This window comes from Planktothrix rubescens CCAP 1459/22 (assembly GCA_904830895.1).
Lineage (GTDB): Bacteria > Cyanobacteriota > Cyanobacteriia > Cyanobacteriales > Microcoleaceae > Planktothrix > Planktothrix agardhii.
Genome location: LR882958.1, coordinates 4,568,356 through 4,592,856 on the forward strand (window position 1 = coordinate 4,568,356; position 24,501 = coordinate 4,592,856).

Annotated in this window: 19 protein-coding genes and 1 tRNA gene; 7 read left to right on the plus strand and 13 right to left on the minus strand. The window is 39.9% G+C overall.

Translation table 11 applies throughout. From position 1 onward, the window contains the following. Window positions 1-96: 96 nt before the first annotated feature. The 4 genes from NMG86_RS20960 to NMG86_RS20975 all read right to left on the minus strand — a co-directional run bounded on the left by NMG86_RS20960 (window position 97) and on the right by NMG86_RS20975 (window position 7,748). A complete protein-coding gene (locus NMG86_RS20960) occupies window positions 97-3,006 on the minus strand; it encodes a choice-of-anchor Q domain-containing protein (RefSeq protein ID WP_043939045.1) in 2,910 nt (969 codons plus the stop codon). Window positions 3,007-3,100: 94 nt separating this feature from the next. Next, a complete protein-coding gene (locus NMG86_RS20965; RefSeq protein ID WP_043939044.1) occupies window positions 3,101-6,052 on the minus strand; it encodes a calcium-binding protein in 2,952 nt (983 codons plus the stop codon). A gap of 751 nt (window positions 6,053-6,803) precedes the next feature. After that, window positions 6,804-7,529 carry a Bax inhibitor-1/YccA family protein gene (locus NMG86_RS20970; RefSeq protein ID WP_026796007.1) on the minus strand — a complete coding sequence of 242 codons (726 nt, stop codon included), beginning with the start codon at window positions 7,527-7,529 and terminating at the stop codon, window positions 6,804-6,806. 145 nt (window positions 7,530-7,674) lie between these two features. Next, window positions 7,675-7,748, minus strand: a tRNA-Arg gene (locus tag NMG86_RS20975). A 437-nt stretch (window positions 7,749-8,185) separates the two neighbouring features. Here NMG86_RS20975 and NMG86_RS20980 point away from each other — a divergent pair. From NMG86_RS20980 to NMG86_RS20990, 3 genes are all read left to right on the plus strand, one after another. Beyond that, window positions 8,186-8,857, plus strand: coding sequence for an Npun_F0813 family protein (locus NMG86_RS20980; RefSeq protein WP_026785279.1), 672 nt, complete (start codon window positions 8,186-8,188; stop codon window positions 8,855-8,857). A gap of 134 nt (window positions 8,858-8,991) precedes the next feature. Further along, entirely contained in the window at window positions 8,992-10,026 is a 1,035-nt protein-coding gene (locus NMG86_RS20985) for a hypothetical protein (protein WP_026796427.1), read from the plus strand. Between the two features lie 153 nt (window positions 10,027-10,179). Continuing rightward, window positions 10,180-11,154: a hypothetical protein gene (locus NMG86_RS20990; RefSeq protein ID WP_026796428.1), complete on the plus strand. Its 975-nt coding sequence runs from the start codon at window positions 10,180-10,182 to the stop codon at window positions 11,152-11,154. A gap of 26 nt (window positions 11,155-11,180) precedes the next feature. Here the strand turns inward: NMG86_RS20990 and NMG86_RS20995 are convergent, their stop codons facing one another. Then, complete coding sequence (locus NMG86_RS20995; protein ID WP_026785276.1) at window positions 11,181-12,047, minus strand: methyltransferase domain-containing protein; 867 nt, start codon at window positions 12,045-12,047, stop codon at window positions 11,181-11,183. Between the two features lie 157 nt (window positions 12,048-12,204). On the opposite strand from NMG86_RS20995, the gene NMG86_RS21000 reads away from it, so the two are divergent. After that, window positions 12,205-13,539 carry a TrkH family potassium uptake protein gene (locus NMG86_RS21000; RefSeq protein WP_026785275.1) on the plus strand — a complete coding sequence of 445 codons (1,335 nt, stop codon included), beginning with the start codon at window positions 12,205-12,207 and terminating at the stop codon, window positions 13,537-13,539. A gap of 24 nt (window positions 13,540-13,563) precedes the next feature. Further along, complete coding sequence (locus NMG86_RS21005) at window positions 13,564-14,262, plus strand: potassium channel family protein (RefSeq protein ID WP_026785274.1); 699 nt, start codon at window positions 13,564-13,566, stop codon at window positions 14,260-14,262. Between the two features lie 45 nt (window positions 14,263-14,307). Here NMG86_RS21005 and NMG86_RS21010 read toward each other — a convergent pair whose 3' ends face one another. The 6 genes from NMG86_RS21010 to NMG86_RS21035 all read right to left on the minus strand — a co-directional run bounded on the left by NMG86_RS21010 (window position 14,308) and on the right by NMG86_RS21035 (window position 21,020). Beyond that, window positions 14,308-14,718 (minus strand): hypothetical protein, encoded by a 411-nt coding sequence (locus NMG86_RS21010; RefSeq protein ID WP_026785273.1) that lies wholly within the window; start codon window positions 14,716-14,718, stop codon window positions 14,308-14,310. A gap of 137 nt (window positions 14,719-14,855) precedes the next feature. After that, complete coding sequence (locus NMG86_RS21015) at window positions 14,856-16,136, minus strand: RNA-guided endonuclease InsQ/TnpB family protein (RefSeq protein WP_087882103.1); 1,281 nt, start codon at window positions 16,134-16,136, stop codon at window positions 14,856-14,858. Window positions 16,137-16,269: 133 nt separating this feature from the next. Then, the gene (locus NMG86_RS21020) at window positions 16,270-17,916 is read right to left on the minus strand and encodes an ABC1 kinase family protein (RefSeq protein WP_026796430.1); all 1,647 of its coding nucleotides are present in this window, start codon (window positions 17,914-17,916) and stop codon (window positions 16,270-16,272) included. Window positions 17,917-18,075: 159 nt separating this feature from the next. Next, window positions 18,076-19,155: an RNA-guided endonuclease InsQ/TnpB family protein gene (locus NMG86_RS21025; protein WP_238558203.1), complete on the minus strand. Its 1,080-nt coding sequence runs from the start codon at window positions 19,153-19,155 to the stop codon at window positions 18,076-18,078. 10 nt (window positions 19,156-19,165) lie between these two features. Then, a complete protein-coding gene (locus NMG86_RS21030; RefSeq protein WP_081695655.1) occupies window positions 19,166-19,741 on the minus strand; it encodes an IS607 family transposase in 576 nt (191 codons plus the stop codon). A 40-nt stretch (window positions 19,742-19,781) separates the two neighbouring features. Next, the gene (locus NMG86_RS21035) at window positions 19,782-21,020 is read right to left on the minus strand and encodes a DegT/DnrJ/EryC1/StrS family aminotransferase (RefSeq protein WP_199918576.1); all 1,239 of its coding nucleotides are present in this window, start codon (window positions 21,018-21,020) and stop codon (window positions 19,782-19,784) included. A 248-nt stretch (window positions 21,021-21,268) separates the two neighbouring features. Between NMG86_RS21035 and NMG86_RS21040 the strand changes: the two genes are divergently transcribed. After that, on the plus strand, window positions 21,269-21,619 hold the full coding sequence (locus NMG86_RS21040) for a hypothetical protein (protein ID WP_026785270.1): 351 nt from the start codon (window positions 21,269-21,271) through the stop codon (window positions 21,617-21,619). 83 nt (window positions 21,620-21,702) lie between these two features. On the opposite strand, the gene NMG86_RS21045 is transcribed toward NMG86_RS21040, so the two are convergent. Then, window positions 21,703-22,197 (minus strand): DUF427 domain-containing protein, encoded by a 495-nt coding sequence (locus NMG86_RS21045; RefSeq protein WP_026796433.1) that lies wholly within the window; start codon window positions 22,195-22,197, stop codon window positions 21,703-21,705. 164 nt (window positions 22,198-22,361) lie between these two features. On the opposite strand from NMG86_RS21045, the gene NMG86_RS21050 reads away from it, so the two are divergent. Next, on the plus strand, window positions 22,362-22,700 hold the full coding sequence (locus NMG86_RS21050) for a hypothetical protein (RefSeq protein WP_043939043.1): 339 nt from the start codon (window positions 22,362-22,364) through the stop codon (window positions 22,698-22,700). 117 nt (window positions 22,701-22,817) lie between these two features. Here NMG86_RS21050 and NMG86_RS21055 read toward each other — a convergent pair whose 3' ends face one another. Then, window positions 22,818-24,497: an ABC1 kinase family protein gene (locus NMG86_RS21055; RefSeq protein ID WP_026796435.1), complete on the minus strand. Its 1,680-nt coding sequence runs from the start codon at window positions 24,495-24,497 to the stop codon at window positions 22,818-22,820. Window positions 24,498-24,501 lie beyond the last annotated feature (4 nt).

Below are 24,501 nucleotides of genomic sequence, written 5' to 3' on the forward strand. Positions count from 1 at the left end.
TCGTAGCGATCGCCTTTTGTTTGCTAGACTGGGGGCGATCGCGCACTTAGAAATTAGGTGCGATCGCCATTACAAAGTGTTAACTTTCCAGACAATTTATATAGAAATAACTTGAAACTGATTAGACGAAATTAAATTAATATCAATCCCATTTAATCGAGCTAATTCTTCTCCGGTATTGGTTAAACTAATAATAGCGGTATTTCCCTGTTGATTTAGGGTAAGTTGATCGAAGGTTAATTCTTTACTGAGTCCTAGGGAATCTAACTCTGGATTAAAGTCAAGAATTAAGTCACTTCCGCTATTAATTGATAGTACAAATATATCTTGACCTGCTCCTCCAATTAAGGTATCATTCCCGGTATCTCCCCATAACAGATCATTCCCAATTCCTCCTATTAAAGAATCATCTCCACTTCCTCCATAAAGGGTATCATTTCCAGCACATCCATCTAAAATATCCGTACCCTCATTCCCGAATAGCAAATCTTGATCATCTCCTCCACAAATACTGTCATCTCCAATATCTCCAAATAGAATATCTGCACCCTGTTCACCTTTGAGAATATCCTGACCTTGACCTCCAAATAAACTATCATCTCCCGACCCACCATCGAGAAAATCATCTTCTGAATTTCCGAATAAAATATCGTTCCCTTCTCCACCCATTAAGATATCATTTCCTAAGTTTCCAAATAGCAAATCGTCGCCTTCATCCCCTTGTAATGTATCATTCTCTTTGCCACCATAAAGGCTATCATTCCCCAAATTTCCCTGGATAAAATCATTATTGCGATCGCCAAATAGCAAATCATTATCTTCATTTCCGTCTAAAATATCATCGTCTTCTCCCCCATATTGGGTATCGTTTCCTAACCCTCCTCGGAGAATATCTGCTCCTTGATTTCCGAATAATAAATCATTGCCATTTTCGCCATTTAAGTTATCTACTCCCGCCTTTCCTGTGAGGGTATCATCACCTTCAAAACCCGTGATTTGATCATTAAAATTACTTCCAATTAAGTTATCATTTCCTGCTTGACCATCAAAGGTTTGTTCGACAGGATTTTGTGTTTTTAATGGGTCTATATTGGGCGTAGGAAATTGATCACACAGACATTTATCTTCACCAACAGGACTCGGTGTTGGAATTGGAGTTGGAGTTGGTGTTGGTGTTGGACTTGGTGTTGGTGCGGGACTTGGTGCGGGAGTTGGACTTGGACTTGGTGCGGGAGTTGGACTTGGTGTTGGTGCGGGGGTTGGACTTGGAGTCGCAGTCGGACTTGGTGTTGGACTTGGTGTTGGACTTGGGGTTGGAGTCGGAGTCGGACTTGGTGTTGGACTTGGTGTTGGACTCAGAGTTGGTGTGGGAGTTGGAGTCGGAGTTGTAATTGGAGTCGGTGCGGGGGTTACAACTGAAAACTCATAAGCACCACTATCAATAATTGCTGTACCATTTTGATCGCCATCTGTTGGGCGAGGTTGACCGAGTTGATCCGTTGTGGGTGAATTATTGTTATTTCCCGTATCAATAGCGGGACTTCCTGTTAACAACGGATGAATTAACATCCCATTAACTGTTTGCAAATTTCCCAATAAAGCATCAGCAACTAATTTAATATTAGGAGTTGCTTTAGTATCATTGGGGTTTAATTCATTGGTTTGAATATTACCGCCACCATCATTATACACAGTTCCGGTATGGTGTTTAACGTTCCAAGTATTTCCCCCATTATTAGCAACATTTTTGGATAAAATTGTATTTGTTAAGGTAACATTTGTACCGCCTCCCCAAAATCCACCTCCTTGAAATCCGGCATAATTATTGGCAATTGTTGTATTAATAATATTAGTCAAATTAGTACCATTGGCGAGGGTCATTGCACCTCCTAAACCACTATTTCCGTCGGTAGATTCAGATCGATTTCCTGAAAAAGTGCTATTTGTAATGGTAGTAGGAGAGGTTTCACCCACCCATAAACCACCTCCTTGACTATAGGCTCGATTATTAGCAAATGTTGTATTATTTAGGGTTAATTCAGCATTTCCAGAACGTATTCCTCCTCCTAAAGAATCGCCTTTATTATTGGTTTGAATTATATTATTAATAATCGTGCTATTTTCTACAATAATTTTATCGGGAGGATAGGCAAATAGAAATAATCCTCCCCCCTGTCCAGAACCCGTATTTCCATCAAATACGGAGTTATTAATTCTAATAATTCCACCTATTGCTCCTGGTGTAGCATTGGCTCCAGAGGCGTTTGCGCCATCGGTATAAATGGCTCCACCTGCGCCGTGATAGTTACTTGAACCATTTGCAACTGTACCGCCTGGAACAGAAGTATTGTTAATAAATTTGGAATTATCAACAGTTAAATTACCCAATAAATGATTAATTGCACCGCCATTTATTCCTTTATTATTGGTGAATTGACTATTAGTAACTGAGAGAGAACCTGCGCTTTTTGTTGCGATCGCACCTCCCCCCCTTTCACTCCCGCCTAATGTGCCATCATTATTATTAAATTTGCTATTAATAACAACCGTATTACTCTTAAATCCAGTATAGATTCCACCTCCAAATTGAGCGATATTATTATTGATTTCACTATCTTCTAAAGTCAGGTTGGTTGAACCTTGCATCCGAATTCCACCCCCCGCACCCGCTTCATCAATTCCCTGAGCTTTTCCATTAGTGATAATCAGGTTTTTTAGGTTTATATTAGTAGGTTGAAATTGAGGACTAACCTGGAGTTCAAAGACGCGAAATTGATTGTCTCCGCTAATAGTAATTTTACTAGGAGTTACACCTGAAATAAGTCCATCAACGGTAATACTTTGATTGATATTTAATTGACCACTGGTGAGTAAAATAGTCGGGTTAGGTTGATTAGCTAAACTAGAATCAAATTGGATTATATCTCCAGATTGAGCTAGGGCGATCGCTTCTCTTAAAGAACCAATCCCATTATCATTTAAGTTAGTAACAATCAAGTTTGCCATTTTATTTCATCCTCAATTTATAAAATTTTTATAATATTTTATCCTTCAAAATAGTTCAAAAAATTGGTTTATATTTTGAAGGATGAATTTAGTATTAATTAGGATTAAAAGCCAAACTAATAAAATCTTCAGAAGTCAGTAAATTAGGATTAAATCCTTTTAAAGTAGCTAAAACTTCTCCCGTACTTGAAACTTGAATTAAGGTGTTATTGTCAACGAGAGTAAACTGCAATTTTTCAAAGGTTAATCCTCCTGTTAAACCGATAAAATCTTCTCCATCGGTAAAGTCATCAATCCAATTACTACCTTGATTTTCTCCTAAAACAAAAGTATCTTGTCCTTTCCCTCCCCATAATAAATCATCTCCCAAATCTCCACTAATAAAATCATCTCCATCTCCTCCTAAAAGGGTGTCATTTCCTTGACCACCATAGAGAGTATCATTACCCGTTCTTCCCTTTAAGAAATCATCCCCTAAATTACCAAAGATTAGGTCATTATCTTCCCCTCCACAAATCGTGTCATTATCCTGTCCTCCATATATCGTATCGTTTCCAGATCCTCCTTGTAATAAATCATCTCCTTGATTTCCAAATAAAATATCGTTGTCTTCATTCCCAACTAAAGTATCATTTCCTAAATCTCCAAAAAGAGTATCTTCACCTTGATTTCCCCAAACCAAATCATTCCCTTGACCGCCATAAATAATGTCATTTTCATTTCCTCCTTGAAGGTTATCGTTTCCTAAATTTCCCCAAATAATATCCTGACTATCTTCGCCTAAAACAAAGTCATTACCCTGTCCTCCGTAAATACTATCATTTCCCAAATCTCCGGTGATATAATCATCTCCTTGATTTCCAAATAAAATATCATTTCCAAACCCGCCATCTAAATTGTCATTTTCTTCTAAACCATAGAGAATATCATTAGTATCTCGACCTAAAATTCCATCTGCTTCAGGTGTCCCTAACCCATTCGTTTGTTCGGGGTCAAAAATAGTATTGACAACGATATTTTTAGCAGGTGTAATATTAGGAATATCGATACATTGATCTTGTAGTTCAAGTCCGCTCGTTCCCCCTGGTGCTGGAGTCGGTGTGGGAGTTGGAGTTGGTGCTGGAGTTGGACTCGGAGTTGGAATCGGAGTCGTTACGGGAGTTGGAATCGGAGTTGGTGTGGGAGTTGGTGTCGGACTCGGACTCGGAGTTGGTGTGGGAGTTGGAGTCGGAGTTGGACTCGGAGTTGGTGTTGGAGTTGGAGTTGGTGTTGGAGTTGGTGTGGGAGTTGGTGTGGGAGTTGGAGTCGGAGTTGGACTCGGAGTTGGACTCGGAGTTGGTGTCGGACTCGGAGTTGGTGTCGGACTCGGAGTTGGTGTCGGACTCGGAGTTGGTGTCGGACTCGGAGTTGGTGTTGGACTCGGAGTTGGTGTCGGACTCGGAGTTGGAGTTGGTGTTGGTGTGGGAGTTACCACTGAAAACTCATAAGCACCAATATCAATAATTGCTGTACCATTTTGATCACCATCAATAGGGCGAGGCTGACCGAGTTGATCCGTTGTGGGTGAATTATTACTACTTCCCGTATCAATAGCGGGACTTCCTGTTAATAACGGATGAATTAATACCCCATTAATGGTTTGTAAATCTCCTAATAAAGCATCAGCAACTAACTGAATATTAGCAGTTGCTTTAATATCATTCGGGTTTAATTCCGTCGTTTGAATGTTTCCCCCACCATTGTTAAGTTGAGCGGTAACGTGATGGTTTGTATTCCAAGTATTTCCGCCATTAAATGCTTTATTTTTAGATAAAAGTGTATTAGTTAAGGTAACATTTGTTCCTCCAGACGATATTCCTCCACCTAAAAAACCTGCATAATTATTAGCAATTGTTGTATTAATAATACTGGTGGGAGTTGTCCCATTAGCCAGAGTAATTCCTCCTCCAGATCCCCCTTTTCCATCTACAGATTCAGCCCTATTTCCTGAAATGGTACTATTAATAATAGTCATCGGAACCTGTTCCCCAACCCACAAACCACCGCCTTGAATCAAGGCTTTATTATTGGCAATGGTTGTATTTTCAAGGGTGAATTGCCCATTATTTCCCGGTCTAATCCCTCCTCCATAACTATCACCTTTATTGTTAAAAATAACACTATTATTAGTAATCGTGCTATTTTGAACAATCATTTTATCGGGAGAGTAACCATATAAATATAACCCCCCCGCTTGTCCGGCTGCGGTATTCCCATCAAATACAGAATTATTAATCTGAATTGTTCTTAATGTTCCTTCCGACTTAGCTCCATCGGCAAAAATTGCACCCCCATAACCATTAGAAATATTAGCGCCAAGATTGATATTTGCCCCGGGGACAGAAGTATTATTAATAAACTTAGTATTCTGAACATTTAAGTCGCAAATTACACTATAAATAGCTCCGCCATTAATACCTTTATTATTGGTAAATTCACTATCAATAACCGTCAGATTCGTTTGGCTATCAGTGGAAATTGCCCCGCCACCTCGTTCACTTCCTCCCGGTGTTCCATCATTAGTATTAAATTTACTATTAATAATGGTTGTACTGGTTCTATACCCAGCAAAAAGACCACCTCCATACTGAGCTATATTATTATTAACCTGACTATTTTCTAAGGTTAAAGTGTTTAATGTTTTAACTCTAACTCCTCCCCCTGCACCCTCTTGAGCAATACCTTGGGCATTACCATTGACAATAATTAGGTTTTTAAGAGTTGTATTTGTGGGTTGAGATTGAGCATCAGCTTGAATTTCTAAGACGCGAAATTGATTTTCACCACTAATGGTAATTGGAGTTGGAACTGTACCTGGAATCAGTCCATCAATAGTAATACTTTTATTGATATTTAATTGACTACTGGTGAGTTTTATGGTAGGATTAGTTAAACTTGCTAAACTTGGATCAAATTGGATAATATCTCCGGGTTGAGATAGAGCGATCGCATCTCTTAGAGAACCCGCTCCATTATCATTTAAGTTTGTAACAATTACGGCAGCCATTACGAGTTATTCCTAATTTTAGGTATAATTTCCAGACAATTATCTTTTCAATCACAGTTCATAAATATCCGGTTATCTAGGATATTTTTTTTCCATCTTCTAGCCATTTTTACCGAAGGCTAAAGTCAGTAAAATTAGCGATCAAAAATTCCAATAAAATTGGACAGCAAATTTCAACCTTTGATCATTTTGATCTAAGGGTTGAGAAAAACACGATAGTATTATTAGTCTATAAAAGACTAAAACTATATTATAAAATTGAGCAAAACTTTTAATTTCTGAAAAAATCCCATTCTGGTGTTGATAAAGAAGGGATTTAACCTCATTTTTAATAGCAAAAACTATCCTAGAAGTATTTCCTAAGTACAAATTCAGCCAAACGAGGGTTAAATTAAAATTTCCAGAAAAGCACAAGGTTGAAACAGTAGGCATTTTTTAGACTCTCAAAGGGTGCATATTAGTAGATACATCCCCATCATGATTTAGTCAGGCTACACTATATATTTGACGAAAACCCCTGAATTAAAGTTTCCTTATTTTCAAGATTAACAATTAACTCAGATTCACCCTGTCAAAATGAATCGTATCTCCGAGAAATTATGTAGAAAAACCCCAATAAAAAGGAGCGAGTTGTCACCCACTCCCTTAATTTATCGCAGTCGCCCCTAACGGTTAGGACATAGACTGATGGAGCAAACTCAGATTTTCCTCTGTGTTGCGGTATTCTCGGCTCTTCCGATTCTGGCCAAGCTTAATCCCGATTAAAGGCAATCAGCAAGCGTAGAATGAAGATAAATAGGTTGATGTAGGTTAAATACATCGATAATGCGGCGGACAAATACTGTTTGTCGGTGTAAGCCCGGGGAAGCAAATAGAAGTCAACAACAGCCGCCCCCACAAATAATAGAACTCCCAAGCCAGAAATCCCAATTTCCAACCAAGAAGGGGTAATGATTCCAAAGAAACCGAGGACAAATTGGGCTAAAATCACCACGAATAGGGAAATAATTCCTAGACGGATGGTTTTGCTCAGGGCCATACCATCGGATTCTGAAAGGTTAGACCCAATCGAACGCGCCCCGATAAAGGTGACTCCACATCCTAAAGCCGCCACCCCAATTCCAGCCATCCCAACACCACTTGTGCCCAAAGCCAGGGCGACTAGACCTGTGAGAGTATAGCCCGTCAGTAGGCTATAGGTTGCTAATAGGGGTAAAGCCGCCTGATTATTACCCTTGTTGGCGATACCCGAAGCCACAAAAAATAAAGCGATTTGGGCAATGAAGGCGACCCAGAAGGTCGTCATAAACAATCCAGGGTTAGCCGCAGCAACATTCAGACCCCCAAAGGTGCCCAGGGCTGTAAGAATTAACCCGCCTCCCACATAGGGTAAGGCGTTAGCAATCACATTTGGGCCAACAATAGCCTCATTTTTAGCCTCTCGTACAGCTTGACGAAAATTACTGGTACTGGTCATATTGTCCTTCCATAATCAACACTACCTCCTTATAATTTAGCGAACCCTGGGAATTTGGGGTAGATGTTGATTTCCACCTGGTCAAGAAAAACACTTGGGATTCTTTTTCTTCACTTCGGCTTTTTCTGGAGGCCTTGAAATTTAACGGGTGTGGAGGGATTCGAACCCCCGACAGACGACTTAGAAGGTCGCTACTCTATCCACCTGAGTTACACACCCAATCCAGAATCATTTTATCTTATTCCTTGTCAATTTTTAACATAGTTTCAAAAGACTTTTCCTCAAGTCCCTGAAAAAAGCCAAAGGGAAAAATTTCTGATCAAGACTGCCCCTAGTTAAGCCCAGTGCAGGATTATTAATCCCGATGCTCTTTTATTTCCGTCTTGTTAGTGCCTATGTTATGATCAGTGGTGTTTTAAACAGAACTGCAACCCAGATTAATATTAATGCAGACTGTAAGGGTGCAACAAGTGTTATTCATGATCGTACCATAAATAACATTGAGATTGGATCGGGGTGAAATTGCCAGGGGTGCCTTGACTACGCCTTTAAGAATCCAGGTTTGGAGTCTTAAAAATCTCAGTGAATCAGCGCACAGCGAATTTACCGAGAGAGTCAAAGCCGGGTGCCATGACAGGAATAGGTGCAGAAGTGTCATGTTTATATTAAAACGAACGGATGTTGAAATAACCATGGTTCAACACCCTAACCGGGAGCAGCAGATTCCTGTTTTGAATTATCAGGGACAGACATTTCGCCTGATGAAAACGTTTGAAGCCAAACAAGCAGATGATGCCAGGGCTTTATGGCGGGATCTCACTGATAATAAAGGAAAGGCTTGTGTTCTATTAGAAGAACCAGACCGATATAGTGTCTGGGGGAAAGTCCGTTTAGACCAGCTTTTGAAGGAGGGTCACAGCCCAACAGACAGCAAATTGCCGATTCTGACTCAAGCCTGCTTGCTGTTATTGCAAGCGGTTTACTTTGATATTGAAGACTTGCTAGGATCAAAACAAGCGGTTTCCTTTCAAAAAGATTTGACCAAAATTTTTCAAAAGTTCAAGTTTCCCCAAACTGATGATTCCAAGGCTATAGAAATTCTACTGACTGTCAACCCCCTGGAGAGCTTCAAAATTCCCTCTTGGCAAGAAAATCACCTCAGCACCTTGCTGCAAGAACTTTATGAACTGGGAAAAAACTATTTTGGCAATACCAGTTTTGTAGAGGGAATAGAAGAAGTGCTAGAGGATATGGCTGATGATGATCGCGAGCAGTTTGTCAATTGGCTGCATCAGTCATCTTTGAGCAAGCAATGGGTGATGAGTTAACCCAAATATAGACTAGCTGTTCTGACCTAAATATGGGACGCTAGATTAAAGACAATTGTTTGAATGCTGAAGTTAACAACGATTAGCCTCTAAACTTGGTCTTGATTCTTTAAATTGCTAGGTATTTTAATCCTATGGGTAGCACTTCACAAGAAAAGTCCTCCTTATTTGCCACCTTGTTTTCATCACAGGGTATGGTAATTGCCGGGATTGTGTGGGCTGTTCTTGCCTTGTTATTTTTTCTGCTGTTTAGTGTAACGGTACAAGGAGAGGAGTTACCCCTGTGGTACTCCATCGGAACCTATTTTTTTGAATTGGGGGCATTTCTAGCCGCCTCCTTTGTCTGTTATCGAAACTGGCAAAGTCCCCAGATGGTAAGCGGTCGTAATGTTTGGCTCTGTATTGGGTTAGGGGTATTTTTCTACTTTGTCGGGGGTGTCCTGTTTGGAGTGTGGGAACTGGCTTGGCATTTAGATCCGGCGGTTTCCATTGCCGATGGTTTTTACGTTCTCAGCTATCTTTTTCTAGCCTCGGGAATGATTCTAGCCGTCGTCTCTAAACGATTGGATTTAGATATTAATCAGTGGTTAATTTTATTCGGGGTAGCCCTGGTGGGAACTACATTTGGAATGTGGGTTGCCAGTCCTAACTTATTTGGATTACTCGGTTCTCCCGAACCTGTGGCTATTGAACAATCGGTTGCTACTCCTACTGCGAAGGCTCCGGCGATTTCCGGGCCTAAAATTGAAAAATCTTCAGCCCAAACTTCCCCCGAAACAGAATCAGATCAGGAGACTTCTTCTGCCCCTCTATGGGTAGAGGCAATTGATAGTAAACTAGAACCCCTGGCTTTTGGGTTCAATTTGTTCTACATCATCGGGGATGTTTTCCTGTTGATTTTAGCAACGGCCTTGATTTTAGCCTTTTGGGGAGGGCGGTTTTCCCAGTCCTGGCGGATGATTGCCTTTGCCATTTTCTCCCTCTATATTGCTGATATGTATTTCAAATGGGCTGACTCCAGAGGGTCAGGGGACTATGAAAGTGGCGGTTTGTTAGAAGTCTTCTTTGTATTCACGGGGGTTTTATTTGCCGTTGGAGCGATTTTGGAGTATGACATCTCAACCCGTTCTCGTCAAAGTCGCCGGAGCCGACGCACGGCTAAAGGTTAATTGGTGGAATAGTTGAGGTTTCGATCTTAACATGAGGATTCATAGAACTCTCGTTCAATCCTTCTCCGGTGTGTCAATCACACCAAGCCGGGTAGGAAATCCCTTGGCTTTATGTGAACCTTAATCCTTCGATATCAAGTGACTCCCAACTCAATGACATCCACGAAACTTTCCCAATCAGAAAAACAGGAAATTATTAGGCTCTATCAGGACGTGCCAGAGGAAACAACTATTACTCTAGCAGAACGCTATGGAGTCAGTAGCTCAACGGTGAGACGAGTCTTGCAAAGTGCTGTTCCTAAAGATGTCTATGATATTCTGACGACCCAGAAACAGCGTCTTCATCGTGCGGGGAAACGTTCCTCGGAAGATGTAGTTGATGGGGATGAATCTCAAAGGGAAGTTGACTCGCAAACACCCGAACCTATCAGTCGGGAATCTACCCTAATTTTGCCTCGAAAGCGTAAGCACTCATCTACTTTTGATTCGGAGGTGTTGAAGTCCGATGCTTCTAATTCCCTAGAGCCAGATTCTCTAAAAATTTCTTCGTCTAATTATCAGTTATCAATTCCTGGCTTAGAGGGGCTGTTCTCACCTGATCGGCTCGAAGTCAAGGGTCGCGTTTTTGGGGACTATGACCCAGATGAGGATCACGAGGAAGATGGGGAAGACACCAATCGGGATCGAGGAAATGAAGGAGACGATAATGATGATGGTGAAGACTATGGAGACGAGTTTGCAGACGATGAGGGGGATGAAGATGATGATACAGAGCCTCGGGGTCTATTTTCCCATTCTCTGGCCAGTGGAGGTTCTGTACTCGTTAAAATTTTGCCTTTAACAGAAACTGTACTCCCGAGAACCTGCTATTTAGTGATTGACCGATTCTCGGAATTGATTGCTAAACCCTTGAGGGCATTTAGTGAGTTGGGAAGGATTCCAGAGGAAGAAGTCCTAGAACAAACCCTTCCTGTTTTTGATAATCACCGCATCGCTAGTCGTTTTTCTGGACGCAACCAACGGGTATTTAAAGTTCCCGATGGCCGACTTCTGAGAAAAGCGGCTCCCTATTTACAAGCCAAAGGAATTACCCGGCTATTAATTGATGGCCAGGTTTATCGGTTTTAATGGGGATTGATTCACACTCGGTCTATCTATTTGGTTCCTGTTAATAGACCAAAACGAATCAGTCCGGTGTCATAGCCTCGACTCATCAGGGGTAAGGCTAGGGCGGCTTGAATCGTTGTTGGGCCACTCAATAACAAGCCAACGATGGCATTAAGGTTAAAGGCGGAATCGATCACCGTATTCCAAAAGGGAGCAACGGCCTTTGACCAGTCAGCCGTTTGAATATTTTTAAACCCTTGATCCGTTGCGATCGCTTCATATTCAGGCAAAGCAATCACATATGGTAAGGCATAAACCCGATATATTTCTGCTAAATGCCGACGTTCTTCCTCGGTGAGTTGTCCAGCATTTCCCCCCAAGGGACGATGACACCAAGTGGCCATTAATAAGGTTCCGCCCGGTTTCAAGACTCGATAGGATTCTCGCAAAAACTGAATTTTATTCGGGAAGTGTTCGGCACTTTCTAAAGACCATACCAGATCAAAGCTATTGCTCTCGAAAGGCATTTCTAAGGCATCGGCTACCAAAAACTTCGTTTTCTGCTCTAACCGAGCTTCCAAGGCACGTTCTGTGGCTCTTTTAGCTTGGACAGGACTCAGGGTAATTCCAGTAACATCCGCCTGGAATTTGTCCGCTAAATATAACGAACTTCCTCCAATTCCACAGCCGACATCAAGTATTCGAGATCCTTGTAAATCCTCTTGGTCGGAGGGTGTTAGTCCCCAGTTTAGAAATTCTTCAATTAAGTCAATTTGAGCTTGACGGCGTTCTTTTTTCAGGGTTCCATCCAAGCCATAATATCCATGATGCAGATGTTCTCCCCAAATCTCCTCCCACAAACCGGAAGAAGAATCATAGAATTGCTGAATTTGTTGATAGAGTGTTGAATTCATCTGAATCATTAAAAAATTTTACTGACGCCCTTAGAGCAGCATCTCTACAGTATGATTCTACTTATCGCAAATTGCCCGTTTTCAACTAAAAGATTAACCCTAAATTCCCATTACCCATTACGATTACCCATTACCCAAAACCCATTACCCATTACCCATGACAGTATCTCGAACAATTGGTTTAGGTTTCCTGGCGGTAATTGCCCTGGGAACAATTTTACTGATGTTACCGTTCTCCTTGAGTGCCCGAACTTGGGGTAATCCTCTAACGGCCTTATTTACATCAACATCTGCGGTTTGTGTGACTGGATTATCCGTTGTGGATGTGGGCAAATTTTACTCATTTTGGGGTCAGTTTATCATTGTATTGCTAGTTCAGGTGGGAGGATTAGGATACATGACTGTCACCACCTTTTTATTGTTGGTATTGGGTCGAAAGTTTCGCCTCAAGGATAAATTAGCTCTACAACAATCCTTAGATGCTTCAGGAATAGCAGGGGCCGTTCCTTTATTAAAATCTATTGTAGCAACCACCGCCCTATTTGAAATAACTGGAGTTTTTCTATTATTATTGGTATTTGTTCCTGATTTGGGATGGAGTCAGGGATTATGGTTTGCAATTTTTCATAGTGTAAATGCCTTTAATAATGCCGGGTTTGGCTTATTATCTGATAATTTTATTCGCTATGTTCACTCTCCCATATTAAATTTTATTATTACTTTTCTAATTATTTGGGGAGGTATGGGCTATCAAGTAATTCAAGAACTTTACTTATGGATTGGTAATCGCTTGTCTAAATATCCCCTGCGTCGTGATTTTTCGGTTCATTTCCGAGTTGTGACTTCCACAACTATTTTTCTATTAATCTTAGGAACAGTTTTATTATTCTTCACTGAACATCGAAATCCAGGAACCTTAGCACCCCTTAATTTTCCTGATCAAGTTATGGCAGCTTGGTTTCAATCGGTGACGACCCGAACGGCCGGATTTAATACCATTAATAATGGGGAATTGACCGTTGCTGGATTATTTGTAACAATTATTTTAATGTTTATTGGAGCCAGTCCAGGGGGAACCGGAGGAGGGATTAAAACCACAACCGTTAGGATTTTAGCTAATTCTACTCGTTCGGCTTTACAAGGGCGAGAAGAAGTTATTTGTTATAAACGTCAAATTCCACTGCCGTTAATTTTAAAGGCAATTGGGGTTTTATTTGGTTCGTTTATGGTGATCTGTATCTCGGCGATTCTGATCTCTTTAAGCCAACCTAATATTGATTTTGACTCCATTTTGTTTGAAGTCGTTTCTGCCTTTGCCACGGTGGGATTATCTACGGGAATTACAGCCAGTTTAACCCCCTTGAGTCAATTAATTATTATTACTACAATGTATGTAGGACGAGTTGGTGTAATTTTATTAATGTCGGCTATTTTAGGTGATCCGAAACCGACGTCCATTGACTATCCCGAACAAAACCTTTTAGTGGGTTGACACATTTCTTTAAAGATAAATAATATGAACTTTTCATCTTGGAATTTTTTACGCAATCTCAGAAACGAAAAAAAACAATTTGCTGTGATTGGATTAGGTAGATTTGGGAGTGCAGTTTGTTCAACGCTGTACAAAAGTGGTTATGAAGTTTTAGCAATTGATCAAGAAGAAAAACGGGTGATTTCGGCATTAAGTGATCATATTGCGTCCCATGCTTTGCAGTTAGATTCTACTGAAACCTCCGCACTCAGAGAAGCCGGAATTTTTGAATTTGATACGGTTATTGTCGCTGTCGGGAGTTTCTTAGCCGAAAGTATTACCACTACTTTAAACTTAAAAGAAGGCGGTGTGCCGAATGTAATTGCTAAAGCATCTTCGGAAACCCATGTTAAGTTATTAAATAAAGTCGGCGCGGATATGGTAGTGTTTCCTGAACAGGAAATGGGGCAACAATTAGCCCGACAATTGACTCGTCCCCGTTTACTTGATCAGTTTGAACTTGATGCGGAACATAGTATTGTAGAAATGATTGTTCCCGATGAATTTGATGGTAAAACGATTGCTGAATTAGAGCTCCGTCGCCGTTATGGATTAAATCTTTTAGCGATTAAAAATGAAGGGGATAAAATGGAAATAAACCCCCTTTCTAATCGTAAACTTTACAAAGGAACCATGATTGTTGTCGTTGGGTCTAATCAAGATATTAACCGTTTAGTCGGTTAAAACAGATTCCTCAGATTAGAGGTTTGTTGAATTTGTCATCTGTAATTAATTCTCTGGTGGATTCTGTTGAGGGATGATTTTACCTAAACTTAAATCGTCTAAATCTATCCCTCTTAAACCTTTTTGTTCTAGTTGGTTAAATAATCGAGTTAATTGATACCAAACCAATCCGGCCATTAACGCCGTTAAGGGAATAGAAAACCCATAGGCGAATGTTTCTGAAAAGGCAAAAACTTCTAAACATGAAGCCAGAAAAATACAAATTCCCAACCCAATTCCCAGAAAGGGAAACAGTATGGGAAAGCCTCGTAAATTGGCGAGATTACGACTAGAACGATTTTTCGACCATTCTTTTAAAAGTTGTTTGAGATTCACAACAAAAGCCGTACAACAGGTTATTCCAATGAATAAACCCCCAAGGAGTAAAACTAAAGGCGGATTAGCAGAATTATACATAGAGAAGGGAGCAGGGGAGCAGGGGAGGCAGGGGGAGCAGGGAGAGCAGGGGAGGTAAACTCTTTCTATTACCTATTACCCATTACCTATTATTGACACTCTCAGGTCTGAAGACACGCTCGATTCTGCGGACAGAATTAGTTTAATCTAATTCTCGCTACGACTGCCGCATATCGTCTACTGAGTTGATTAAGCGACAAACCTAATCTTCCCGATACTTTTTTTAAAATATTAGCTGCACCATTTAAGTCAGCATTAACAACAAAACCATCAGATGTCCGATAAAGACCACGCTTAATTCTATTCCCAGATGCTTTCCACCCCATCAGTTTTTCACCGTATTTGGGTAGGGAGTCCCCATCTAAGAAACTAGCTTTTGAAGTGTAGGCTTCCTCAGTTTCAATAAACCTAATCCCGTGTAAATCACAAAGTTGTTTTACACGGGATTTTAATTTACCCAAAGGCATTTGAACAAACTTTTGATTATTCAAATTCCCTAAATTTGCATCAACTTTAAACCCTTCATTCCAACCCATCACTAAAGTTCCAATGCCATATTTAAGACAGTGGTTAATAATTAGTTTTGCAGCTTTATTAATCCCGTCACGCATTTGGTGATTACGTTTACGAGTTACACAGTCTAACCAATTATCCCAATATCCTTGGGGTTTACCTTCTTGGCGGGTTGATACCTTTTTATTCCAAAGTTGATTTTTAGCTTTCAAATCTCTAGCATCAATCAAAAAGGAATTCCCTAAAGTATCAACACAAGCTGCCAAATTATCAGCAGTTCCTAAATCAATAGACAACGCTTGGTTAATATCTAACTCATGGTTTTGTTTCTCTACTTCGTAGGATACGTCTAAATAAAAAGCACCATTTTTAGGAAGAATCGTGAACTCTTTAACTTTGGAATAGTCAAGATTTGATGGCATAGGTAAGAAAAATTCAGATACGCCAAACCATCTTTTAACTGTTAATCCCAGAGAAAATCTAAGTTGACCATTAATTAATGCTGGTCTTTGCCCTCCAGAATTAGGATAGGCAACTTTAAATAGTTTAGAACCTTTGAGATAACCGGGAGGTTTAGGTCTAAAATGTAGCTGACTTTTCTTGTGTAAATCTCTCAAATTCTTGAAAGATTTGAATGCTTCTGTTACCGACATTAAAGTTTGCTGCATCGGTGTTGATGGCATTGATTGTGCCAGCAAAGATTTTGATACCGATGGTTCAAAAGCCAGATCAAACTTTCCTGTTAGTAATTTACCTGTCTTAAACAATGTTTGACGGGCAAAATAAATTCCCGTGTTGTACAATTTACCGGATTGTTGACAAAGGTATTCTAGTAACGCACAGGTTTCCAGGTCGGGAGACAACAAGATTTGCTGTACTCCGATTGTTTTACTTGCTTTAGTCATTGACTCGACTATTACGACCATGTTGGTTTTTTTATGATAGCATTACTAAATATTTCTAGGGGAATAAATTCCCCTGGGTCGTGTTTCCTCTGGTGGTCTGAAGACACTGAGTTTCCACATTCCCATCCTTTTCTTATGATAACTGACTAATCGCACTCCAAGCCACATCGAATAAACGATTGGGTTTTAAATCCGGCTGAATTAAAGTCCATAACCGTTGAACTTCTGTGGTATGGAGACGATCATCTTCGGTTAAAGCCGAAATAATTTGACGGCGGAGGAAATCTCCCTCATCAGACATCAAATATTTTAATCCTAATTGAGCCGTAGGTAACAGATCAAAATTCCGATCTGATCGGGCGATCGCAATCATATTTTCTAATCTTTGCCATTGTAATTTACCATCTTTAAACAATACTTCAATTAAACGAAGTCGTAGAGCCGGGGTTTCACCATTTAATAATCGACGCGCCACATAAGGATAGGCAACATCCACAATTTTGAAATCTGGATTTAAACTTAAAGCAATGCCTTCTTGAGTCACCAAAGAACGAATAATTAAGGCAAATTGGGCGGGAACTCGGAAGGGATATTCATACATTAATTCTGAAAAACTATCGGTAATAGTTTTAAAATTAAAATCCTTAACACTCGTGCCAATTATATCCCCCAAGACCATTTCCAAGGCAGGAATAATCGGTTTAATATTAGTTTCAGGAGACAAAAATCCTAATTTCACAAAATCAAGTGCCAGTTGATCATAGTCTTTATTAATCAAATGCACCACGGAATCAACCAAGGTTTCTTTAGTATTCTGTTGTAACTGATCCATCATGCCAAAATCAATAAATGCCATGCGACCATCGGGCAGGACAAATAAATTTCCGGGGTGCGGATCGGCATGGAAAAAACCAAATTCTAATAATTGTTTTAAACCACTGGTTACGCCAATTTCAATCAAGGTATCCCGATCTAATCCCGCGGCTTTAATTCGTTCCGTATCGGTTAATTTAAACCCATTAATCCACTCTAAAGTTAAAACACAAGTGGTGGTGTAACTCCAATAAATCGAGGGAACTTTTACCAAAGGATCATCGGCAAAATAGGTGGCAAAGCGTTCCGCATTCTGACCTTCATTAATATAGTCAATTTCCTCAAATAACTTAACCCCAAATTCATCGACAATTAGGCTTAAATCATGTCCTAAATTCAAAGGTAGCCAAGGAGAAAGCCATCCTGCCGCCCAACGCATTAAATATAAATCTAAGGTTAAAACGGGTAATAAATTCGGCCGTTGTACCTTAACTGCAACTTCTTCCCCAGTTCTGAGTCGGGCATGATAGACTTGACCCAAACTTGCTGCGGCTATAGGTTCGGGAGAAATCTCGCTATAAATTAGATCTAAATCCTGCTCTAATTCTGCTTGAATAATTGCCATCGCCTGATCATGATTAAAGGGCGGCAATTGATCTTGAAGTTTGGTTAATTCCTCTAAAAAATCCTTTCTAATTAAATCGGGACGGGTAGAAAGCGCTTGGCCGACTTTAATATAGGTCGGGCCTAAATCCGTGAGAACGTGGCGCAGGTGGATAGCTCGTTGGGGGGTATGTTCCACGTCCCCATGTTGCCATTTATCCCACAATAACCCCAGAATAAACCCGGTGAAATACCAAATCACCATAATTGTCCGTCCGATGGCTAACCAGGGGCGACGACGATGGTAGCGGGCAATTTCCTCTGGGTCATAGCGTCGTCTGGATTTGACTTGCTGTGGGTTCACGTTTATCGTATTCCTCCTAATGGTGAGATTTTTAGAGTTGGGATCGAAAACAAGAATTGTGAATTTTTTTATCGTTTTGTTACTGAATAGTATACAAACAATCGCGCCCACCGCACGTTTCTAAAACTGCGGAATTTGAGTCAATCCGATACTTTTTTGCTAACGTTTGCTAACAAATACATAAGTTAAGAATTGTCTTAACCAAGGCGTATCAACCAATGCACGAAGGAAAATCCCTCGCGCACCATTTAGATCCCTGTCCATCTTTAATTGGGTAGAATTCGATTTAATCGTTTTCGCTCCACCCAAATTATTGATAATTTCGCCCGTCCATGACACTGTTTTAGAAGTGTAGGCTTCGTTACAATCAATCACAACTTTATGGTTTTCCCAAGATTTCCACTTCAGAAATTGCTTAAACTCATAATGACTTAGAGTCAACATTTGTCTGACAGATTTATTTCTAAGTTTACGTCTTGACTTGGAAACCATCTGTGATGTTTCAAATGTCGGAAGTAAAATCACATCAAAGTTTTCCACTAAAAACTTAGCTGTTTTATGATGTAATTCCTTAACTAAGTTCTTGATTTTACAACGAAGTCTACTAGCTGCTTTTTTAAGATTTTTTTTCTGTTTACACTTAGCTTTGGATAGCTGGGAAACTAATTTGTCTAACTTGAAACATAATTTCTGAATATGTAAGTTAGAGTCTTTACCTAGCCAACCAAAAGATGTTTCAGAAAAAAATGTCATGAATGTGCGAACACCAGGATCTAAGGCAACAACTCTCCCTTGATTCTCGGAATTTAGTTGCTGCACTTCTGTAGCAATGGTCAAGTAATACTCACCATAAATTAGTGTTAATCGACCATCACTAAAATTATCAGGAAGTGCTTCTTTGAATTTACACCCTCCTAATATACTGTGGTAAATTCCACAATCTTTAATTGCGGATTTAGGGATGTAAATTGATTGCTTTACATCCTTGCGACTCCGAAATTTACATCGACGAATCTTACCATCTACCTTAAACCCTTTTTTTGCAGCTTTAACTGAAGCACAAGCATCTTTGATGGCTATTGATTTAATTTGATAAGGGACGGGTTTAGCCCATTCAGGTAATCCGTTTAAGATTCCTGTTTTAATCGCCATCCAGTTGGCTTTTGTGTCAGGTTGCTGCAAATATTTAATGGTTTCGTTGTAGACAAATCTACTAACTCCGAACCATTGTTTGAGCAATTTTTTTTGTTCAGGGTTTAGGTAGATTCGGATCTTCTTTGATTTTTTTGCTGTAGCTTCTGAGTCCGTGCATCCGACAAGAAAAGACGTGAATGATGGAGAGAAGATCGGCTGTGAGTTCGGTTTCTGGGCAGTATATAGGATTTTCGAGAACCACGATGTTGCCACCGTTTTGTTCTGCCATAAACTCGAATAATTGAAATCCGAATCGACATAATCTGTCTCTACAGGCAACAATAATTGTGAGCTTATCTCCTCGCATAAGTCTGACCAGTAACCCTTGCAATCCTTTCCTTTTGAAGTTAAGTCCTGAACCGATATCTCGGACAATTTCTGCATCGGGATAGATTGACTGCATATAGGTAACTTGTCTGTCGAGGTCATCCCGTTGTTTTGTTGAACTAACTCGGCAGTAACAAACAGTGGTAGCGACCACTGTATCTCTGATGTAGGATTCGACATCGTACAGTCTTTGTCCTGCTGGGTTTTTGATGCTTTTGATCTTCCCTTCATCGGCATATTTTCTCAATGTATTGGGATGCAGACCCAGAAATTCGACCGCTTTTCTGAGTGGTATGTATGCCATGGATTAAACTATAACATACATTAGTATCTGTTAACAAAACTTATACTGTTGAATAACCTTCTTTGATGGCGGTAATCACCTGATCTTGCTGTTCTGGAGACAGTTCGGGAAATAGGGGTAAAGATAAGACCTCCTGACAAACTCTTTCAACAATTGGGAGTTGATTCACCTGATAGCCCAAACCTTTATAGACGGGTTGCTGATGCAGGGGAATGGGATAGTAAATCATAGAACCAATTCCCTGTTCTTGGAGGTAGTTTCGCAGGTAATCCCGTCGTTTGAGGGAGGGTAATGGGTAATGGGTAATGGGTAATGGGTAATGGGTAATGGGTATTACCTCCCCTGCTCCCCCTGCTTCCCCTGCTCCCCCTGCCTCCCCTGCTCCCTTCTCCCCTTGTTCTGTTTGTACCCGGATGGTGTATTGATTCCAAACACTTTCACCGAAAGTTATTTCTTGGGGTGTGATAATTTCTGATAGGGGATAGAGTAACTGGTGATACCGTCTGGCAAGGGTTTGCCGTTGTTGGTTCCAGGTATCGAGATAACGCAGTTTGATCCGTAAAATCGCGGCTTGTAGGGCATCTAAACGGCTATTAATCCCAATGGCTTCTGAACTGTAGCGGGTGGATTGACCATGTTCTTTGATCATTCTCATGGCTTGGGCCAGAGATCGATCTTGGGTGGTTACGGCCCCTCCATCGCCACAGGCGCCTAAATTTTTCGTGGGGAAGAAACTAAAACAACCGATATCTCCGATACTGCCGACTTTTTGCCCTTGCCAACTGGCTCCGGTGGCCTGGGCGCAGTCTTCAATTACGGCTAAATGATGGGATTTTGCCACGGCCATTAATCGGGTCATGTCCAAGGGTTGACCAAATAAATGGACGGGAATAATGGCTTTTGTTTTTTGGGTAACAGCGTTGGGAATTTGTGCAATATCGAGATTAAAAGTTGTAGCATCAATATCGACAAATACAGGCGTTGCCCCCACAGCACTGATCATTTCTGCCGTGGCGATAAAGGTAAAGGGGGTGGTAATTACTTCGTCCCCTGGCCCAATATTCAGGGCGCGGAGGGCTAAAAATAGGGCATCGGTTCCCGAATTACAGGCAATGGTTTCCTGAGCCCCAATATATTCTCCAAAGTCTTGTTCAAAGGCTTCGACCGTTGAACCTCCAATGTAACGACCGGAAGCCAAAACCGCTTGCACACAAGCGCTGACTTCATCCTGAATAGTTTTGTACTGTAGGCTAAGATCGAGCGGAGGGACTGTATTCACGTTTGACACCATCAAGTAAAATTGAAATTGGGTTCGCTACTAGAGGAACGTTTTTTTGATTTTCTTAGATTTTACAGACTTGGGGCTTTTCTGGGGACTAATTGCGATCGCAATTGTTGTTCTTCTTGGCAAGGGTCAAAGAGTCACAGTTATTCCCTATGGTTTTTGGCGGTTAAACTGATAGAATTATTCCGAGTTAAATTTTGACTCTGCTACAATAACGTGCAGTTTATTACATTTATTAACTTATGTCTGAATTTCAAGATTTTTTAAGACGAAAAGTTGCTTACGTTGCCATCGGTGAATTCAAACCGGGTAAATTTAAAGAAGCTCAAACATTATTTGAACAAGCCGTAGCCACTTACAAAGAAGGCTTTCAAGGAGCTTATTTACTTCAAGAACCAGGAACCGATAAAGGAATTGCTCTGATTTTCTGGGAAGATATTGGTGATATGGATACTTCCAATAACCATACCGAAGCCTATCAAGCTATTATGAATGAAATGTCATCCCTATTTGTCAAAGCCCCAACCACATCTTTTTATGAAGTCAATAGTGCCATTAATTTAGAACAGTTAGCAGAATCATTACTCAAATAAAATCCTAATCAGTTTCAACAGATTACAATTTCCACACCCGCACTGACGCGATCAGGCGGGTTTTTAAGGTTAAATGGTACAGATTACCACCCCATAGTTCCGGGTTCTCCCTTAAATGGCCCCACAATATTTTGAGTAATCCAACCTCCATAAAAATCGCCAGTTTGGGCTTGGACTAACTCATCTCCCACATAGCAAGCATCCATGAAACTAGCATAAAAACTATAATAATTTTGAATATCAATAAATTCAGGAACCGGAGTCAAATAACTCCAAGCCGCATTAACAGCTTGTTTGTCACCGACTGTAATATTATAATAACTACAACCTCCTTTCCATTCACACCAACTTCTGCGAGAAGTTTGTTGTAAATACTCTAATTTAATATCTTCGGGCGGAATATAATATACCGGAGGATGGCTGGTTTCTAAGACTCGTTTTGCTCCTTGGGTTTCTGCTAGAATAATCCCATTAAATATTACTTTAATCGGTTGGTTGACATCTTCCAAACGAGGGGGACGGGGATAATCCCAAACGGATTCTTGGCCGGGTTCTGGGGGAATAGGGATAGGTAGCATTCTGATAATTTCCTGATTTTGGTTAGCAATTGTATTTTTACATATTTTATTGAAAATTTCAAACTGGCTTTTATAGAATAGCAAGATTAAAGAGCGATCGCCGATTCTTGACTAAATTCAATAAAATTGTTAAAATCAAGATAGTATTGAGGTTGAATTGTATAATGGTAACTAACTCTCCTCCCCTAATCCATCTTGGGAATAAATTAAATTATGACATTGGAATTAAGCAACTCAAAAATGGTAAATATCAAACGTTTGTCTTGAAATATCCTAGTTTAAAAGCATCTGGAAATAGCCGAGAAGAAGCTATTAAGAAGTTATCTCGGCGTCTCCAAGATTTTTTAAAGGATACGGAAATTGTTAATTTAGAAATTGAAGTCCCTAAACGTGAAGATCCTTGGATGAAATTTGCAGGAATGTTTAAAGATGATCCTCAGTTTGATCAAGTTTTAGAAGCTATTCAAGATTATCGCAATCAAATTGATGCCGAGGAGGAATAATCAGGATGAGACTATTTATAACAACGAGCGTGTTTACAACTTCTTTGTGTCTTTGTGTCTTTGTGGTTAAATTAGGCTTAACACTTCTCAAGATACAAGCAAAAACTACTATAAACCTTAACTTTCTGCAATTCGATCTAACCGTTCTCGAATAGCCAAATTAAAGAGCGATCGCACCGACATCCATAACCCAAATAATGATAAAACCAGGACAAAAACCGCCCATCCTTGATAATTTCCAATTAATAAAATCGCCCCCGCAATTAAAGTAAATCCTGTCCAGCAGATATAAATTAAAGTTTTAATTGCTAAATTAATCCGTCTTAAAGCGCGATCGCTTTCCACAGACCTGACCCGAATTTGTAACTCTCCTTCTTCCAAACGTTCTTCTAAACGACGAATTAACACCTCTGATTTACTCGGTTGTTGTAATCTAAACTTAATAAAATCTCGCGCCTGTTTTGCTAATTCTCCGACTAAATTACCTCGTCCTTGAGAAATGGTTAGACTCTTAACAAACGGTTGAGCGCAAGCAACTAAACTATATTTAGGATCTAAATTTCTCGCTAAACCATCCAAGGTAGTTAAAGACTTTAAAATAAACATCATTTGAGCAGGTAAACGGAAGGGTTGTTGCTCAAACATGATATAAATTTCTTCTTTAATTTGATTAAACATTTGAAAATCTACGGGTTTTTCTGTAAATTCTTCTAATAAAAATTTAACCATTTTTCTGACGGGTTTCATGTCAGATACGGGCTCAATTAATCCAATATCAACTAAAGTCGTTAAGACCACATCGGTATCTTTTTTTAACACTGCAAAAAAGGCTTTAATCATCTGATCCTTAGCTAAGGCTTTGACTTCTGCCATCATGCCAAAATCATAAAAAATCAAATTTCCATCAATGCTAACGGCAATATTTCCTGGGTGGGGGTCAGCTTGGAAAAAACCATCCTGAAGAATCTGTTTTAAATAACAACAAATCCCCAACTGATTGATCCGTTTGACATCAATTCCATAGGCAATTAATTGATCTCGATTATCAGCTTTAATTCCTGGTAAATATTGCATAGTTAGTATCTTATGGGTGGTATATTTCCAATATACTTTTGGTACTAAAATCCCCGGATAATTTTTAAAATTTTCTTTAAATCTTTCAGCATTATTACCTTCTTTAATATAATCAATTTCTTGATATAAAATCATAAAAAACTCATTATATAATTCATCCAAATTATAAAGTTTTGACCAACTAAAATGCCGTTGACAAAACTGAATTATGCGCCGCACCGCTTGTACATCTAAATCAAATAATTGTTTTAAACCCGGACGCTGAACTTTAACAATTACATCCTCTCCCGTGTGCAGTCTGGCTTTATGAACTTGTCCTAAACTAGCTGCGGCTAAGGGTTGTTCATCAAAATCTCGATATAATGTAAATAAAGAATGACCTAATTCCGCTTCAATAATAGCGACGGCTTCATCGGTACTAAAAGGGGGAACTTGATCCTGTAGTTTCTCTAATTCTTCAACATATTCTAGGGGTAAAATATCGGCTCTTGTTGATAGAGCTTGTCCTATTTTGATAAAAGTTGGCCCTAAATCTAATAGGGTTTTAACTAACCAAGCAGCACGTTTTTGTTTCTGTTTATTAGTCTGATTTCCTAATGTTTTATCCAACCACAAAAAGAACATAAACGACCCGCAGGCGGTGAATACATCTAATTGTCTTGTTAATGGAGAATATCGAGTTTTTTGCCAACGCAGGGGTTTAGAATTAATGGGTGTAAGCATGGGA